Origin of the sequence: Bacillus cereus group sp. RP37, assembly GCF_040459695.1 — a bacterium.
GTDB lineage: Bacteria > Bacillota > Bacilli > Bacillales > Bacillaceae_G > Bacillus_A.
This window is the reverse complement of record NZ_JARVHP010000001.1, coordinates 3,247,429-3,265,567: the sequence shown is the minus strand read 5'-3', so window position 1 is coordinate 3,265,567 and position 18,139 is coordinate 3,247,429. Positions and strand designations below refer to the sequence as shown.

The window sequence follows — 18,139 nt, the reverse complement described above, 5'->3', positions numbered from 1 at the left end:
ATGTTATAATATTCAGTAAAAAAATGAGGTGATGATTATAAAGGCGAATTTGATAGAAGCAGGGAAATACATGAATATTAGAGGGAAAAAGCTATACGTTGAAACGCATGGAAATCCTAAAGATAAACCAGTCTTATTCTTGCATGGTGGACCGGGAGAAAGTTGCTATGATTTTTCATTTCATCAAGCGGAACGTTTAAAAGATTCTTTATATGTAATTATGATTGATCAAAGAGGTGTTTGTCGCTCAGAAGAAATTACTGAGGACGAAGCTTTTGGATTAAATGATTTGATTGAAGACTGTGAGGAACTAAAAAAAGTATTACACATTGAGAAGTGGTCTGTAATTGGACATTCTTTCGGTGGATATGTAGCATTGTTATATGCGTCGATATATCCAAGTTCAATACAGAGAATAATATTTGAAGGGCCAACTTTTGATTTTGCATTAACAAGTAAAGCTTTGTTACAAAAGACAGGGCATTTATTAAAAAAATATGGAAAAGAAGAAGTAGCAGAAGAGTCCCTTGCTTATTCTTCTAGCAATGCTAGTTCAGAAGAGTTGCTAGAAGCTTATATAAGACTAAGTGATAAATTAGAAGAAAAAAGAATGGAGATTTACAATTATAAGGAAGATGTGACAGACGATCGTTTATATAGTGATGAAGAGTGGGAAGTATTTTCAAATCGCTCTCAAATTCATTTTGATAGATTAAAATTAGAAGGAGCATTTCATACTTCATTTTTACCAAAAATAAAAGATGTACAAAATCCAATGTTATTAATTGTAGGAAAACATGATGCAGTAACGTGTGAAAAACAAATTGAAACATTTAATAAAGATGCTCAAAATGGGAAGTGTATCACATTCGAAGAGAGTGGCCATACACCACATTATGAGGAAGCTGATCGATTTGCTGAAACAGTCATTCATTTTTTGAACTAAAAAAGAAGGAGCGCTTCGTATAATGCGAAGCGCTCTATTTTAAATTTCTGGATGAGTGATTGTAATATTAGGCCATTTATCTTGCCAATTTTTTTTATTAACTCTATTTTTGTACATATGTATTCGTTCTTTCGATTCAAGAAAATGAGCTGTCGGTTTCACTTGTAATGAGAGCACATCTTCAATCCCGCATGGGGCCGTTAATATGACGTTGTTTAGTTCGTCAAGCGTAACTCCTAAAGCAGTTGCTGTTTCAGGAAATTTAGAAATAGCATCAACAGAAGAAGAATACGGTGGCATATTATTTACTACATGCATACGAGCTTGATTTTTTACCGACCAAGGGATAGTAGCATCAATATTTATTAATTTCGTTTCTAATGATTGTTCGTATATCTCGTCTTTATGTAGACTATCATAATAAATCACATCAACATCAGGCATAGCCGTTCTAGCTTCGTAATTATGTAAAGTATCCCAAATTTTAGAACGAACAAATCCGGCACAAATCCACCAATCAGGTAGTTCTAGTGATTTGGCCATTTGTAATACATTCATCATCCATTCGTCGTTTTCTATTAAGCGAACGATATCTTGCTCTGTTTGTATCTTCATTGATAAATCCACCTTTCTAGTAAATTAATGCATCAGTTCAATAATCCATAAAATCCAGTAAGCACCTGGTACGAACAACAGTTGTGCGAGTAAAGTACCGAGAAGTCTAGATATCATTAGCCAGCCATACATTTTACTCATAGATTCAGCGCCATTTTCTGATTGTAAAGCGCGTTCTGTCAAAAGTGCTATACGTGGATCGAGTAACACTGTTAATAAAATTGTAGCAAAACCATTCACAAGGCCAGAAGCTGTACTTGCATTTGTTGCGTAATCTGGATTTAGAAAAGAGGCATAAAGGGCAGAAAGAACCCCTGCTGTATAAATTGCAGTAGCAAACATGTTAATAAGCATAATACGCTTTGGGATACCACCAATGCGTAGTCTATGAATCATTTCTAACTTTGGAAACCGTACATATCTTTTTGTGTACTTTAATTTTTGAATGTTATTCGTTTTCATCATTCGAATGAAAGAACCGTCTGTTTCAAAGTTTTGAATGACGTATCCAAATAGTTTGGTCAAAGTTGGATATAGTAAAATCGCAAGTAATGTACCGATAGAAGCAGATAATAGTACAAGTCGTATAATATGCTCTAAATTAATAGAAGAATCTAATTTTGCTTCATCGACAATTCCACCGATTAAAAAGGCTTGTAGTAAGTTTGATGTTCTTGAAATAAGTAATACCATCCCTACAACAGATAAAGCAACGGCAATCTTTTTCAAACGAACTCCTGCTAATCGAATACTATAAGAACTTGTTTCGACTGCGTGAATTATAATTGTAAAGGCCATTATAAGAATTAACGTAATTGACATTTGTTTCACCAGTTTCTATTAAAATAATTATAACTTTTTTACTTTACCATATGTATCTTTTTTTGTAACTGAAAGTATGTGACATAGGAAAAGTAATTTTTCAGAAAAAAAGATAATTATATGGCTATGGTAGTGAAACGGAATTGACTGAAGTTGGTGCGACTCATATAGTAAAGGATGTAAAAGAACTACATCATTTTTGTTTAGAAAATAGTTTGATAAAGCAGTAAACATAGAGACTAAAAATCCCTTTATAACGTATGACGATGAAATCGTTTCTGTTTAAAGGGATTTTTCTTATGTAATCGAATATGTATAATTAGACATTTTTAGCATGAAAAATTTGTATGAATAAGAGGAGGGATGTCAGAATCAAAAGATTAGTAGTAGAAGTTTATCTATAAAAATTTGAATTTTCTGTTTAAAGGAGGGGGTATAATTGGAGCTAGTTATTATATTATTAGCACTTAGTTTACTTATGTTTGTAGCATATAGAGGGTTTTCTGTTATTTTATTTGCACCGATTTTTGCATTATTTGCAGTATTTTTGACAGAGCCTAGTTTTGTGTTACCTTTCTTTTCGAATATTTTTATGGAGAAAATGGTAGGTTTTATTAAACTATATTTTCCTGTGTTTTTACTTGGAGCAATATTTGGGAAAGTAGTAGAAATGTCAGGGATTGCAGACTCTATTGCAAAGACAATTATAGAGTTAGTTGGTGAAAAACGTACGATATTAGCGATTGTGTTAATGGGAGCTATTTTAACGTATAGTGGTGTTAGTGTGTATGTAGTAGTATTTGCTGTATATCCGTTCGCAGCTAAGTTGTTTCGACAAGCGAATATTCCAAAGCGTTTAATCCCTGGAACAATCGTTCTTGGAGCAGTAACGTTTACAATGGATGCGCTACCTGGATCACCACAAATTCAAAACGTAATACCTACAACATTTTTCAAAACGGACATTTATGCTGCACCAATACTTGGTATTGTAGGAGCAATTTTTGTACTTACGTTAGGGTTACTATATTTAGAGAGTAGACGTAAGAAGGCAAAAGAAGCAGGTGAAGGATATTTTGGTTTTAACGATGGGAATACTGAAATGGCAGCTTCTTTACAAGTAGAACAAAAAGATATGCCGTTACTTAAAAGTATTGAAATTACAAGAGCACAGCAAGTGATTGCTTTTATACCACTTATTTTAGTTGGTGTAATGAATAAAGTTTTTACTATTATGATACCGAAGTGGTATCCGAACGGTTTTGATTTTTCGGCCATTGGTATGAAGGCTTTTGGAAAAGTAGAATTAAGTGCAGTAGTTGGTATTTGGTCAGTAGAATTGGCACTTATTATAGGTATAGTAACAACGTTATTATTATATTGGAAACGAGTAGTAACAGGATTTCAAGCTGGGTTGAATACAAGTATTGGTGGAGCGCTACTTGCAACGATGAATACAGGAGCTGAGTTTGGATTCGGTGGTGTCATCGCAGCACTTCCAGGATTTGCGATTATGAGAGATGGCATCTCTGCCACATTCACAAATCCTCTAGTGAATGGAGCAGTCACGACGAATATTTTAGCCGGTATTACAGGCTCTGCATCAGGAGGAATGGGAATCGTTTTAAGTGCAATGGGAGATAAGTTTATTGCAGCAGCCAATCAATTTGATATTCCATTAGAAGTTATGCACCGTATCGTATCAATGGCATCAGGAGGAATGGATACATTACCACATAACGGGGCTATTATTACTATTCTTACAGTAACAGGATTAACACATAAACAGTCATATAAAGATATATTTGCTATTACAATTTTGAAAACGGTTGCTGTATTTTTAGTTATCGCATTCTATACAGTAACAGGAATTTATTAAAAATAGGAACTATATGAATCGTAAAGATTTATATAGTTGATATTTTATAAACTAAAACGTTAAGTAGGGTAAGAAGGGGTGGAGTACTTGCAAGAAGTTGCTGAGTTTCGTATGCCGAAGTCTGTATTATATGGAAGAAATTCGCTTGAAAAGCTGGGGGAACAATCCAAGAAGTGTGGAAAAAGAGCGTTCATAGTTACTGATACAATTATGGAGGATTTAGGATATGTTGAGAGGTGTATACAACAACTAAATGAGAAAGGTATTACTGTTATTACATATAATAAAGTAAATGCTGAGCCTACAAATATACACGTGTTAGAAGCGTTATCTCTTTGTAAAGAAGAAAAGTGTGATTTTATTATCGGTATTGGTGGTGGAAGTTGTATTGACGCTGCGAAAGCAGTTGCGGTGTTATATACAAATGGTGGAGAAGTGGAAGATTATGTCCAAAAGGATATGGAAATAGACAATGATCCGCTACCACTTATTGCAATTCCGACAACTTCTGGAACTGGATCAGAAGTTACAAGTGTAGCAGTAATTACGAATAAGCGAACAGATGTAAAAATGATGATGAAGCATCCAAGTTTTACCCCGCAACTAGCAATTATTGACCCAATTTTAACACGTTCGGTACCACCACATATTACAGCAGCAACAGGGATAGATGCATTATGTCATGCAGTTGAAGCATATATTTCTAAAGCTTCACAATCACTTACAGATGTACTTGCTCTTTCAGCAATTGAAAGTATTATGAAATATTTACGTATTGCATATGAAGATGGAGATAATATGGAGGCAAGAGAAGCGATGATGATTGCTTCCTTACAAGCTGGAATCGCGTTTTCAAATGCATCTGTTACGTTAGTTCATGGAATGTCAAGGCCAGTAGGAGCGTTATTTCATGTACCACATGGTATATCGAATGCAATACTATTACCTACAGTTTTAGAATATACAAAAGGTAGTGCAGTAAAAAGACTAGCAGACATAGGACGTTGTTTGAATGAAGATTTGTATTCCTATTGTGATGAAGAAGTAGCCGACTACACACTGGGAGAAATAAAAAAACTTTGTTTTGATCTTCGGATTCCAAATTTAAAAGAATATGGAATTGGTGAGGTTGAATTTGAAAAAGCTATTTCTAAAATGGCATCAGATGCAATTGAAAGTGGAAGTCCAGCAAATAATCCACGTGTGCCATCATATGATGAAATTAAACAGTTGTATCGAGAATGTTTTCATTATCAATATGAAGATTTTACAAAAACATTCAAAAAATAATTTCAGAATATTCTTATAAAATTTCCTTGGAAATAGTTAAAGCAGGACTTTACATTTATAAACGTAAAGTCTTGCTTTATTATGTATAATGTACATAATAAAATGTTGTGATTGGCTTGAAAAAATAGTATAAGGTTGGTGTTATTTAATGAAAACAATAGGTTTAATTGGTGGTATGAGTTGGGAATCAACTTCTGAATATTATCGAATCATAAATGAAGAAATAAAAGAGAGATTAGGAGGATTACATTCAGCAAAATGTATGATTCATAGTGTGGACTTTGAAGAGATTGAACGATTCCAGTCTAATGGGGATTGGAATGGAGCAGGAGAAGTATTAGGGAATGCGGCATATTCGTTACAGAGGGGCGGAGCAGATTTTATAATTATTTGCACAAATACAATGCATAAAGTAGTTGAGAAAATAAAGGAGAATATTCATATTCCAGTCTTACATATTGCTGATGCAACTGCGAAAGAGATTAAAAGGAAAGATATTCAAACGGTTGGTTTACTTGGAACAAAATATACAATGGAGCAAGATTTCTATAAGTTACGCATAGAGGAAAATCATATAGAAGTAATGGTTCCATCAAAAAAGGATAGGGATAAGATAAACGAAGTAATATATACAGAATTGTGTTTAGGAAAGATAACACCTCAATCTAGAGAATATTATAAAAGAGTTATAGAAGAGCTAGTACAAGAAGGGGCACAAGGAATTATATTAGGTTGTACAGAAATAGGATTATTAATAAAGCAGGAAGACGTATCAGTTCCGATATTCGACACAACTCATATACATGCAGTTGAAGCAGTTCATTTTGCTTTACAAAATAGATTATAATTATATTATGTAACCTAGTTCGCGTGTGTGGAAAACATTCAGAAAATATTTTATAATGTAAGTGGTTACATTTAAGGGGGAATGCGTATGTTTTCAGTTCAACCAATCGCATTTGTACATAATGAAAGAAAGGAAATAAAAGATGATGAGTGGGGAGATGTAAGATCCTATATTACTTTAACGGAAATGTATACAGAGGAAAGTATACAAGGGATTGAAGAATTTTCTCATATTGAAGTAGTTTTTTATTTTCACAAAGTAATTGATGAACAAATTCAATATGTTGCTAGACATCCTAGAAATAATCATGATTATCCTAAAGTAGGGATTTTTGCACAGCGTGGGAAAAACCGTCCGAATCGCATAGGAGCAACAATTGTAAAGGTAATCAAAAGAGAAGGAAAATCAATTATTGTTGAAGGGTTAGATGCTATTGATGGCACCCCTATATTGGATATAAAGCCGATAATGAAAGAATTTATGCCGAAAGAAGAAATTCTACAGCCTAAATGGGCAACGGATATAATGAGACAGTATTGGAAGGGGAATGGAGTAAAATGAGAATATATGAGGCAACAATTGCAGATTTAGATGGACTAGCATCAGTTTTTAATAACTATCGTATGTTTTATAGACAAGATTCTGATATAGAAGGAGCAAAAGTATTTTTGCGAAATCGAATGGAGAGAAAAGAATCCGTTATTTTCGTGGCAGTTGAAGACGGGGAATATATTGGATTCACACAATTATATCCATCATTTTCTTCTATTTCGATGAAAGAATTATGGATATTAAATGATCTGTTTGTACAAGCCACTAAGCGCGGAGCAGGAACAGGTAAAAAATTATTAGAAGCTGCTAAAGAATTTGCATTAGAAAATGGTGCAAAAGGTGTAAAATTACAAACGGAGATTGATAATTTATCAGCACAGCGATTATACGCTGAAAATGGTTATTTGAGAGATAATCGTTATTTCCATTATGAATTAACGTTTTAAAAAAATATAAGATTAAAAAAGACGTTTTCATTGTGAAAACGTCTTTTTTAATTTGTATTATAGTTGATTTAAAACCCAATTTGTAGCATCTTCAAAGTTTTCTGCAATGTAGTTTGGTTCAATATGTGCCCATTTGTCTCGGTACGTATGTAAAGCATCATATCCAGCGCCTGTTCGTACTAAAATCGTTGTTGCATTCACTTTTGCTCCTGCAACGATATCGGTCCAGCGATCACCAATTACAGCGCACTTTGTTAAATCAATCCCGTGTTTTTCAGCTGCTTGGAGCAGCATACCTGTACTTGGTTTACGGCATTCACAACCATCACCGTGTTTGTGAGGACATACGTAAATATCATCAAAGCCGAAACCTTTTAATTCTTGTGCAAAATCAGCTACAGTTGCTATCCCATCCGCGATACCTGGCTGATTTGTGAAAGAGAAAATTTTTATATTTCGAGATTTTAGTTTTTGCAGGGCTGCTTTTGTAAAAGGAAATAATGTAAAAGATCCGGGGTAATGTATTGTAGTGTCACCGCCAATTGTACCGTCACGATCAATAAAAATTGCTTCGATGTTTGTCATAGTTATAGTCCTTTCCATTAAAAAGTAGTTTAAAAATGTTTTACAAATCGATATCCATTTACTTCATATCCTAATTTTTTGTAAAAAGGATGTGCTTCTAATCTTTTTGTTCCACTGACTAGCCATGTGCCAATGCAATCATGTGTCTTTGCTAATTGCTCCGCATAATCCATTAACACTTGTCCAATGCCTTTCCTCCGTATTGTAGAATCAACACTAATAATTGAAATTTCTCCATAACGAGTTACATCTTCTAAATTTTCACGTATACGAAACCCAAGTAATCCAAATATAGTCTTTTCTTCCTCATAAACATATAAGAAATCAAACGGACTCATTTGTACGAATTGCAATCGGTTGTTCATATCTTCATAGGAAATAGAGGAACCCTTTAATTCTGATGTTAAAGAACAAAGTGCATCTATATCGCCTATCGTAGCTTCACGAATTTGAACAGACATATTATTCACTCCAATAAAATATAATCAAACATTAAATATTCTGTTAAAAAGTATTTATTCCTGCAACGAAAATAAATATTTTATAATGATATATAGATAGTTATATGTTATTCTTTTCCTTGATTGTATTGGAAATGGAAAGAAGGGGAATGTATGTTAGAAGTGAATATCCGCTCTGCCGGATATGATATAGGGGAAAAGACAATTCATGATATTGCCTTTTCAATTGAAAAAGGTGAATTAGTTGCACTTATTGGTGCGAATGGAGCTGGGAAGAGTACGACGATTAAAACGATGCTCGGTTTACTTGTAAATATAAATGGTGAAATATCATTCGGTGAAAAGAAAAATCCTTATGCATACGTGCCGGAACATCCGACATATTATGATTATTTGACGCTCTGGGAACATATTGAATTATTAATGGCTACTCGCGACAACGAAGTAGGAAGCTGGGAAAGGAAAGCGGAAGAGTTATTACATATATTTCGAATGGATAAACATAAACATGAGTATTTATCAAAGTTTTCAAAAGGTATGAAACAAAAATCGATGCTCATTTTGGCATTTTTAACTGAACCGGATTTTTATATCATTGATGAACCTTTTATCGGTTTAGATCCAGTAGCTACGAAAGAGTTTTTAAGTTATTTATATAAAGAAAAAGAACGCGGGGCAGGGATCTTACTTTGTACGCACGTATTAGATACAGCTGAAAGAATTTGTGAGAGATTTTTACTCATTTCACAAGGTACATTAGTCGCAGATGGACATTTAGAAGCAATCCAAACGTTAGCGGAAATGCCAGGGAGTTCATTATTAGACTGCTTTGATGTAATTGTAAGGCGTGAACAACATGATTAAACAACAATTTTATAAAAGATTGCGCCATGAACTGGGGCGTAAATGGAAGTCCATACGTTCTATAACGGATTGGACAGTTGCGCTATATATTATTATTCCGGCACTTATATTTATGGGGATTTATTATCGTTCACTATGGATGGAGGAACTATCGATAGGAGAGACAGTTTATTTCGGGTTAGGCCTACTCGCATTTTATGTGATTACATATGCAAGAGGAGTTCGCTCATTTTTTGAACAAGCGGATAGTTTATTTTTAATTTCGTATCCCGCTAACATGCAAAAGTTAATCCAGTATGGTATGACATATACGTTTATTCGAATAGCGATAACGAATGTAGTGGTAGTAGTTGCTATGTTACCAGTGTTGCTGAAAAGTATTGGAGTAACGATGGTACAAGTCGTATTATTTTGGCTATTCTTTACTGTATTTCGATTTATGTTGTCGTTATTAACGAGATTTATTCATGTACGTGTGGGGAAACGATGGCTACTATGGATTATAAAAAATGTAATGTTTTCTATAAGTCTATCCTTTTTTGGAGTGAGTCTATTTTTTATTTATAAAAATCCATTTTATTCTATACTATGTATCGGTCTAGCAGTTTTTCTAATTATCGTATTGATAAATGAAAAATTAAATTATAAAAATTGCTTTTTTAAAGAAGTTGAGAAAGAGAAAGAAGAAAGTATGCGCTGGACGAGTGGAATTATGCAAGTTGGTGGTCATGCGGCTAAACCGAGTAGTTCGAATAAAAAACCGTGGATGTTTCCGCGGTCTAAAAAGTTTTTAGGGAAGAAAAAGGATTCTCGTATTGTCGAATCCTTTTTAAAAGAATTTTTCCGTACAAGTAGTGCACGAATATTTTATATTCAAATTGTATGTATAAGCACTGTAAGTATTATTATGAGTCCGAGGTGGATTGCAGCTATTATTCTAGTATTTGCTTTAGTTGCAATTTCTCGTTATGCGCGCGATTATTGGAATGAATTTACGAAAAAAATGTTTCTTCATTTATATTGTGATGAAGGGAAATTACTATTGTTAAGATGGAAAGCAGATCGCTATTTATTATTTCCGGTACTACTTTTATATGGAATAGTTATATTTTCTCATTTTTATTTATTACCAGCTGTAATTGCCGGGATTATTTTTATAGTATGGATTGGTTGGATTGTATTTTTACCATAGAAAAAGAGCCGAAAAACTGCTCTTTTTCTAATCTGTCACACATTGATAAATAAAATATACTAAAACGAGTATGCTTGCGGCGGAATACATGAAATCTAAAGTCATCTGGTTGCCTCCTCATTGTGGTTGTATTTATATTGTATGAAATCTTACAATTTCATATTCAAGTGAAAAATATGTGAACGTTAACAAAATTGTAAAGTGCAAAAATTACAATCATTTTGTATAATAGAAGAAACAACCGTTATATAAAATATAATGAGTGAAAGGGGAGGGAACATAAATGCCAAATTGGTTTAGAAAAACCTTAGTCGCATTAATTACCGTATTTACATTTGGTTTAGTGACGCCTCCTTCCATATTGCTTGATAATGCCAAAGCTGCGGACAAGCCTACGAGCACAGCTGGGCAACAAAATTTGGAGAGTACGTCCTATACATATGAAGAAACGAATGACAGGTTAACCACCGATACTTTTATTACTTATGCAATGCAGGAAGCAGAGAAGCAGTCAATGCAAAAGTTTGGTACTAAAATTGGTCCAGTAATTGAAGATGAGTTTAAAGATGTAATATTACCGAAAATCGAAGAGGCAATTGCTGAACTGGCAAATGATGTACCAGAGGAGTCGTTACAATCATTAGCGATTTCTCAAAGACCGGCTGGTGGAAATAATGAAAAGATTTTTCACGTTTATGATACGAAATCAGGAAATGATTTACTTCGATTTCATGTAAGAAGAGATCATCCACCGCAAGATGGTTATTATTTTAATTTCCATTATCATCGTTTTGATGATGGATACAATGGGCATCATGAATTAGGAAATATTTATTGGAATACGAATGTGCCGCCGAAATGGCTTTCTTAAAAAGAACAAGAGAAAATCTTGTTCTTTTTTTATGTTGATAGAAGGGTAAGACGAATATGTTGTTGAATAAAATAGGTTTAGGAAAAAGAAGCAAAGGGAGTATGGGAATGCAAAAATATATTGTTTTTGACTTTGATGGCACATTAGTAGATTCACAAAATATATTTGTACCAATTTATAATCAACTTGCTGAAAAGCACGGATATAAAATGGTAAGGGATGAAGAAATTGAGTATTTACGTAAATTAACGATGCCAGAGAGATGTAAACAACTCGATGTACCACTGTATAAATTACCGATATTAGCGCTGGAGTTTTATAAATTGTATCAACCCGCCATAAAAGATCTTATATTGTTCCATGGGATGAAGGAAGTATTAGATGAACTGCATAAAAAAGGCTATGGAATTGCAGTTATTTCATCAAACTCGGAAGAGCATATTCGGGCATTTTTACACAATAATGATATAGAAAATATACAAGAAGTGTATTGTTCTAAAAATTTGTTCGGTAAAGATAAAATGATAAAAAGGTTTTTAAAATCGAAAAAAATAACAGAGAAAGATATGTTATATGTCGGTGATGAACAGCGAGACGTAGCAGCGTGTAAAAAGGCAGGGGTGAACGTAATTTGGGTATCTTGGGGATATGATGTCATTGAAACAGTGAAAAAAGATGCACCTGATTTTATGGTTCATACGCCGATGGAAATTGTGCAAGTAGTACAAGGGGCGTATTCTTAATATGAAGACACTTCGAGCAGGTATTCATCATATTGAATTTTGGGTAGCAAATTTAGAGGCATCCATTTCTTTTTACGATATGTTGTTTTCCATAATTGGATGGAGAAAGTTGAATGAAGTATCATATAGTACAGGAGAAAGCGAAATATATTTTAAAGAAGTAGACGAGGAAATCGTAAGGACGTTAGGGCCTAGACATATTTGTTACCAAGCTATTAAAAGAGAAGTGGTGGATGAGGTAGCGGAGTTTCTTTCTAGTGCGAAAGTGAAAGTAATACGTGGTCCGATTGAAATGAATCATTATTCAGATGAGTACTATACGATTGATTTTTATGATCCGAATGGGTTTATTATAGAAGTAGCGTATACACCAAATGTAGAAATGTAAGGGGAATATACATGGAGACAATTACAGCAGGGCAAAACAATATACAAATAGTAAAAGATGCAGTGAATATTGAAGAAATTTCCAAAGGGTTCTCACCTGATAAGAAGTATGTAATTACGAATGCGAATAATGAAAAATATTTATTGCGGACAGGCGATATAAAAGAGTATGAAAGAAAGAAAATAGAGTTTCAAATTTTAAATGAAATGCAAAAACGTAGTGTGCAAGCACAAAAACCAATTGAAATGGGTTTGTTGGTAGAAGAAGGTTTATGCTATGGCATTTTTTCATATTTAGAAGGGGAAGATGCGAAGAAGCTATTGCCTACGTATTCACCAAAAGAACAATATGAAATTGGTATAGAGGCAGGAAAAGATTTAGCAAAAATGCATACATATGAAGCTCCTAATGTTATACTTCCATGGTATGAAAGAGCCATGAAAAAACATCAAAAATATGTAGAGGCATACAAAACATGCGGAATAAAAATAAAAATAAAAAATGATGATAAAATCATTAAGTTTATAGATGAAAATGAAATATATTTACAAAACCGCCCAAATCGATTTCAACACGATGATTTTCATTTAGAAAATATAATTGTACGGGATGGAAAATATGTAGGAGTGGTTGATTTTAATGGCTACGATTGGGGCGATCCACTTCATGATTTCGTAAAAATTGCGCTATTTGCAAGGGACATTAGTATTCCGTATTCAATCGGACAAATAGAAGGATACTTTAATGGGAGAATACCAGAGGAGTTTTGGAAACTATATGCAGTATACGTTGGAATGACAGTTTTCTCTTCAGTTGTTTGGTCTTTACGAGCAGCACCGCATATGTTAGATGATACGTTAGAGCGTCTTACTATAGTTTTAGAGGATCATAAAGATTTTGAGCTATTAAAGCCAATTTGGTTTCAACCAGAAAAGATTAATATGAAATAGAAAAGGTAGGTGTGGTTCGCACCTACCTTTATTTTTTACCATTCTTCTTTTTGAAGCAGTTGTAATGCTAAATTTAAATCTACATCTTCTTGTATATGTCTCGGAGTCCACGGGATATGTATATGCGGTTGTATACCAATTCCGGACATTCCTTCGCCTTTATCTATAATAGAAAGCCCTGTAGTAGGATCGTCCCATCCTTTCTTATCTATACAACCTGAATAATCGTGATGAGTAATTGAAACAACTTCTTTAAAAATTTCTGCGTACAAGGCTTTTCCTCCTAATAATTTAATTAGTTGAATAATAGAATTCTGTATCTTTTACGTATTATCCTTTATTTGGATGTGAATTTTAATGAAAAATAGAGGGAAGTGTTATCATCCCTCTATTAAAAATTTATTTCATTTTTTTAAATGCAAGTGGCTGAGTACTTAGCGTAGCTGGCACATGTAACTGAAGGAATGGAAATTCACCACTCACACTCATTTCATAAGCGAATAATAAACTCATTTTCATTTGAAATAAGTCAACTTTTGCAGAGAAGACATCGTAATGATGATGCGCTAATGGAATGTCCATCTCCATAAATTGTACAAATAATAAATCATCTCGCTTGTATACTTGTAATGTTCCGTATGCAGGATGTTCGAAAGTACCAGTATAATCCTCTAATTGGTGAGAAGGTGTGGTCCCCTTAATTTTTTCAGGAATGGATTGAGTTGCTTCTTTCATCATTTCTTTCATTTTTTCGGTATCTTCTACAGCACGTTTATGCCAATCAATAGATTCTAATTCAAGTAGTTCATCATAAATTTGATTAGCGAGATAAGTAGGCAGTAATGTGCCTCCAGCATTCGTTAAAATGACAAGGCCTATGTTTTCTGTTGGTATGAATGAAACAAGCGCTGAAAATCCATCAATATTACCGCCATGATGAATCACCTTATTACCACGATAAGCGCTAATAAACCAACCAAGACCGTAACTATTTAATGGAGATTCAGGAAGTGATAAAACTGGTTGATCTGGAATTGAATTGTGCGGTGTATACATTTGTTGTAATAATTCAGGAGAAATTAATTCATGATCTCCAAACTTTCCTTTGTTTAAGTGAAGAAGGACCCAATTGGCCATATCTTCAATTGTAGAATTAATACAACCAGCAGCGCCGACTGTATCGATGTTACGGAATGGAACTTCTTTTATTTCACCGTCATTTTCGATGTAAGGTAAAGCATAATCATCTGTATTTTGTGAATCTGTAACAGAGAAGTTTGTATGTCTCATATTTAAAGGTTCTAAAATATGTTCTGTAGCGTATTGCTCCCATGTTTGATTTGTAATGTTTTCTACAATATAGCTAATTGTTGCATACATTAAGTTGTTATATAGAAATGCTGTGCGGAACGGTGCATCAAGTGATAAATGTTTTATTTTTTCTACTATATCTTTTCGGGTTAAAGAAGAGCTGTACCAAAGAGCATCATGGCGACTGACCCCAGTACGGTGAGAAGCTAAATCTCGTCCTGTAGTTTGTGAAGAAGCAAGTAGTTCAGATAAAGCGAAGTTAGGTATATAAGACTGGACTGGAGTATCCCAATTAAACTTTTTTTGCTGTGCTAACAAACTTAATGAAAGTGTGCCAAAAGCTTTCGTTGAGGAACCGATTGCAAACCGAGTACTCGGTGTAACAGCCTCTTTCGTCTCTAGATTGCGATAGCCAAATCCTTCTGAAATAATAACTTCGCCGTCTTTTATAACAGCCACAGCAGCACCGGGAACATTTAAATCTTTCATCATTTTTTCAACCGTTGTTTGTAAAGAAGCCATAACAGGAGTTTCAATTTTAGACATACTTCTAACCTCCAAATATAATTTTTGTTCTACCGCACTATACTTTCGGTAATAGAAAATGAAACCCTTTTTAATTATGGAAAGTTAATAATTTTGTAAGGAAGAATGAAATTATTATTTATTTAGAATTTTATTTTCATTATAATTAATTTAAATTAAGATTTAGAAAAGATGGTGAAGCAGTGTGCTAACAATAAAGAAATTGCTTTGTGATAATAAAAATAATCCGATAGGTATAGATTCGAAAGTTGTTAAAATTAGTTGGCAACTCGAGTCGGGTAACCGAAATGTAAAACAACTTGCGTATCAATTGCAGGTTGCGAAGGATAGAGAGTTTAAAACTATAGTATTTGATTCGCAGAAAGTAGAAACAGATCAAAGTTTATATATACCAATCAATTCGTTTTCATATAGTAAGGAAACACGCTATTTTTACCGAGTGAAGGCATGGGATAATCATGAAGAAGAGTCGCCATGGTCAGAAGTAGCATTTTGGGAGACTGGATTACAAGGGAAAGACAATTGGTGTGGAAACTGGATTGCTGCGAAAAAAGAGCGAACGCAGGTTATGTCTTTTCATAAAAGCTTTTCTATTAAAAAATTAGTTAAAAAAGCACGTTTATATATCACAAGTTTAGGATTATACGAGGCTTCTATAAATGGAGAGCGTATTGGAGATTGTTATTTTACCCCGGGATGGACAAGTTATGATAAGAGGGTATTGTATCAAACGTATGATATAACGCATGTATTAAAGATTGGGCAAAATGATATTTCTGCAATGGTAGGAAATGGCTGGTATAAAGGGCCGATTACAATGCATCATGTACGTAATTATTACGGGAGAAGGCGAGCAATAATTGCTCAATTACATGTAACGTATGAAGATGGAACGAAAGAAAAAATTGTAACAGATGAAACATGGAAGGTAACCCCAAGCCCCATATTGTATTCGGAAATTTATGGAGGAGAAGTTTATGACGCTAGGCTAGAAAAAAGTGGTCAAGAGCTAGAAGATGTTGAAGTAATTGAGCACTCTAAACAAATAATTGTTGCGCAAGAAAACGAATCGATTCGTAAAATGAAAATTATAAAACCTATCTCTATTTCAAACCTACCTAATCACGAATGGCTCATTGATATGGGACAAAATATGGTAGGCTGGGTGCGTTTTACAGTCCGTCATGTTTATATTGGACAAAAAATAGAATTACATCATGCTGAAATATTAAATAAAGACGGTAGTTTTTATAATGGAAATCTCCGAAAGGCAAAACAAAAAATAGTGTATATAGCAAAAGGAGAAGAGGAGGAAACGTTTGAACCTCATTTTACCTATCAAGGTTTTAGATATGTGAAAATAAGTGGATTAACTCAGTCACCTCAAATAGCAGATTTTGAAGGGATTGTATTACATACGGATATGGAAAAAGTAACTGAATTTGAAACGTCCAATCCATTAATCAATCAACTTCACCATAATGTAGAATGGTCTCAAAGAGGGAACTTCTTTGATGTGCCAACAGATTGTCCGCAGCGAGATGATAGACTTGGTTGGACCGGAGATGCACAAATGTTTATTGGGACCGCTACACAAATTATGAATGTCCAATTGTTCTTTAAAAAATGGCTTCAAGATTTATCGCTAGACCAAAATAAAAACGGAGCTGTGCCTTTAGTTATACCAGATGCGTTTGGGAAAAGAGTGGATTTTGATCTGGATACTTCTGGAGGCTGGGGTGATGCAACAATTATTTGTCCATGGGTTCACTATCTGCATTATGGAGATGTATCGATTTTAAAAGAACAATATGAAAGCATGAAAAAATATATAGATTACATACGTTCACAAGGTGAGAATGAGTATATATGGGATACAGGTTACCATTTAGGAGATTGGCTTGCATTAGATACGAAACCAGATGTATTTGAAGGCGGAACAGACAAATATTTTATTGCGACGGCTTTTTATGCGTATTCTACATCGCTTTTACGAAGAATTGCTGAGATTTTAGGTGAAAATACAGATGCTAAGTTTTATGCAGAGTTACATGGAAATATTGTTCAAGCGTTTCAAAATGAATTCGTTACACCGAATGGAAGGTTAATTTCAAATACCCAAACAGCCCATATTTTAGTACTGCTTTTTGAACTAGTGAAAGATAATGTGAAGGAGAAAGTATTTAATCGGTTAATTGAGCTTTTAAAAGAAAGTAAAAATCATTTAACTACTGGTTTTATAGGAACACCGTATTTAAATTTAATATTAAGCAAGTTTAACCGCCATGACCTTGCTTGTAAGCTTCTATTTCATGAAGATTATCCATCATGGTTATACCAAGTGAAAAAAGGGGCCACAACGATTTGGGAACACTGGGATGGCGTGAAAGAGGATGGAACACTTTGGAATGATAGTATGAATTCTTACAATCATTACGCATATGGCTCTATCGTTGACTGGATATATCGTTATATTGTTGGATTAGAAGTGGATGAAACAAAGCCTGCATATAAACATTCTTATGTACAACCGCATTTTGATTCGAATTTAGAATGGATTAGAGTAAAACGTGAGACAGCTTATGGAGAAATTAAGATTGAGTGGTGTGTAGAAAATGAACAAGCCTTTCTACAGATTTCTGTACCACCAAATACAAGCGCTACATTGCGGATAGACGAAACGAATTGGAAAGCAGAACATAACATTGAAAAGGATTTAGGATCAGGCGATTATAAATTTACCTTTTGTAAAAATATAAAGGGGTAGAATTCTGTTAATATAGAAATATTTTTTATTGATTAGGATGATTAAATTTACTATTTTTCATGTT

Annotated in this window: 19 protein-coding genes and 1 pseudogene; 14 read left to right on the top strand and 6 right to left on the bottom strand. The window is 33.9% G+C overall.

The annotated features are described in order from the left end of the window. Window positions 1-31 precede the first annotated feature (31 nt). Window positions 32-946 (top strand): alpha/beta fold hydrolase, encoded by a 915-nt coding sequence (locus QCI44_RS17320; RefSeq protein WP_080118001.1) that lies wholly within the window; start codon window positions 32-34, stop codon window positions 944-946. Between the two features lie 39 nt (window positions 947-985). Here QCI44_RS17320 and QCI44_RS17315 read toward each other — a convergent pair whose 3' ends face one another. Next, a complete protein-coding gene (locus QCI44_RS17315; protein ID WP_016088083.1) occupies window positions 986-1,561 on the bottom strand; it encodes a nucleotidyltransferase family protein in 576 nt (191 codons plus the stop codon). 24 nt (window positions 1,562-1,585) lie between these two features. Then, window positions 1,586-2,383, bottom strand: a complete 798-nt coding sequence (locus QCI44_RS17310; RefSeq protein ID WP_016088082.1) for a lipid II flippase Amj family protein — start codon at window positions 2,381-2,383, stop codon at window positions 1,586-1,588. A 116-nt stretch (window positions 2,384-2,499) separates the two neighbouring features. On the opposite strand from QCI44_RS17310, the pseudogene QCI44_RS17305 reads away from it, so the two are divergent. The 6 genes and pseudogenes from QCI44_RS17305 to QCI44_RS17280 all read left to right on the top strand — a co-directional run. Then, window positions 2,500-2,613: pseudogene (locus tag QCI44_RS17305) on the top strand (HAD family hydrolase); the annotation flags it as partial. Between the two features lie 209 nt (window positions 2,614-2,822). Beyond that, a complete protein-coding gene (locus tag QCI44_RS17300; protein ID WP_016088081.1) occupies window positions 2,823-4,262 on the top strand; it encodes a GntP family permease in 1,440 nt (479 codons plus the stop codon). 87 nt (window positions 4,263-4,349) lie between these two features. Next, window positions 4,350-5,552: an alcohol dehydrogenase EutG gene (eutG, locus tag QCI44_RS17295; protein ID WP_033659680.1), complete on the top strand. Its 1,203-nt coding sequence runs from the start codon at window positions 4,350-4,352 to the stop codon at window positions 5,550-5,552. Between the two features lie 148 nt (window positions 5,553-5,700). After that, complete coding sequence (locus QCI44_RS17290; protein ID WP_016088079.1) at window positions 5,701-6,399, top strand: aspartate/glutamate racemase family protein; 699 nt, start codon at window positions 5,701-5,703, stop codon at window positions 6,397-6,399. Between the two features lie 87 nt (window positions 6,400-6,486). Next, window positions 6,487-6,960, top strand: coding sequence for an SAM-dependent methyltransferase (locus QCI44_RS17285; protein ID WP_016088078.1), 474 nt, complete (start codon window positions 6,487-6,489; stop codon window positions 6,958-6,960). Further along, a complete protein-coding gene (locus tag QCI44_RS17280) occupies window positions 6,957-7,397 on the top strand; it encodes a GNAT family N-acetyltransferase (protein ID WP_033659681.1) in 441 nt (146 codons plus the stop codon). Before QCI44_RS17285 ends, QCI44_RS17280 begins: the two co-directional genes overlap by 4 nt. A 57-nt stretch (window positions 7,398-7,454) precedes the next feature. On the opposite strand, the gene QCI44_RS17275 is transcribed toward QCI44_RS17280, so the two are convergent. Then, on the bottom strand, window positions 7,455-7,982 hold the full coding sequence (locus QCI44_RS17275; protein ID WP_016088076.1) for an HAD-IIIA family hydrolase: 528 nt from the start codon (window positions 7,980-7,982) through the stop codon (window positions 7,455-7,457). Between the two features lie 29 nt (window positions 7,983-8,011). Next, the gene (locus tag QCI44_RS17270) at window positions 8,012-8,443 is read right to left on the bottom strand and encodes a GNAT family N-acetyltransferase (RefSeq protein ID WP_016088075.1); all 432 of its coding nucleotides are present in this window, start codon (window positions 8,441-8,443) and stop codon (window positions 8,012-8,014) included. A 153-nt stretch (window positions 8,444-8,596) separates the two neighbouring features. On the opposite strand from QCI44_RS17270, the gene QCI44_RS17265 reads away from it, so the two are divergent. From QCI44_RS17265 to QCI44_RS17240, 6 genes are all read left to right on the top strand, one after another. Continuing rightward, a complete protein-coding gene (locus QCI44_RS17265; protein ID WP_016088074.1) occupies window positions 8,597-9,307 on the top strand; it encodes an ABC transporter ATP-binding protein in 711 nt (236 codons plus the stop codon). Continuing rightward, entirely contained in the window at window positions 9,300-10,499 is a 1,200-nt protein-coding gene (locus QCI44_RS17260) for an ABC transporter permease (protein ID WP_016088073.1), read from the top strand. Before QCI44_RS17265 ends, QCI44_RS17260 begins: the two co-directional genes overlap by 8 nt. A 283-nt stretch (window positions 10,500-10,782) precedes the next feature. Beyond that, a complete protein-coding gene (locus tag QCI44_RS17255; RefSeq protein ID WP_016088072.1) occupies window positions 10,783-11,370 on the top strand; it encodes a YpjP family protein in 588 nt (195 codons plus the stop codon). Between the two features lie 107 nt (window positions 11,371-11,477). Then, on the top strand, window positions 11,478-12,113 hold the full coding sequence (locus tag QCI44_RS17250) for an HAD family hydrolase (protein ID WP_033659829.1): 636 nt from the start codon (window positions 11,478-11,480) through the stop codon (window positions 12,111-12,113). A 1-nt stretch (window position 12,114) separates the two neighbouring features. Continuing rightward, entirely contained in the window at window positions 12,115-12,501 is a 387-nt protein-coding gene (locus QCI44_RS17245) for a VOC family protein (protein WP_016088070.1), read from the top strand. An 11-nt stretch (window positions 12,502-12,512) separates the two neighbouring features. Continuing rightward, window positions 12,513-13,451 (top strand): aminoglycoside phosphotransferase family protein, encoded by a 939-nt coding sequence (locus tag QCI44_RS17240; protein WP_016088069.1) that lies wholly within the window; start codon window positions 12,513-12,515, stop codon window positions 13,449-13,451. A 35-nt stretch (window positions 13,452-13,486) separates the two neighbouring features. Here QCI44_RS17240 and QCI44_RS17235 read toward each other — a convergent pair whose 3' ends face one another. Both QCI44_RS17235 and QCI44_RS17230 read right to left on the bottom strand, forming a co-directional pair. Then, on the bottom strand, window positions 13,487-13,723 hold the full coding sequence (locus tag QCI44_RS17235) for a hypothetical protein (RefSeq protein WP_016088068.1): 237 nt from the start codon (window positions 13,721-13,723) through the stop codon (window positions 13,487-13,489). A gap of 127 nt (window positions 13,724-13,850) precedes the next feature. Next, entirely contained in the window at window positions 13,851-15,308 is a 1,458-nt protein-coding gene (locus tag QCI44_RS17230; RefSeq protein WP_016088067.1) for a serine hydrolase, read from the bottom strand. 184 nt (window positions 15,309-15,492) lie between these two features. Between QCI44_RS17230 and QCI44_RS17225 the strand changes: the two genes are divergently transcribed. Then, window positions 15,493-18,075, top strand: coding sequence for an alpha-L-rhamnosidase (locus QCI44_RS17225; RefSeq protein ID WP_016088066.1), 2,583 nt, complete (start codon window positions 15,493-15,495; stop codon window positions 18,073-18,075). Window positions 18,076-18,139 lie beyond the last annotated feature (64 nt).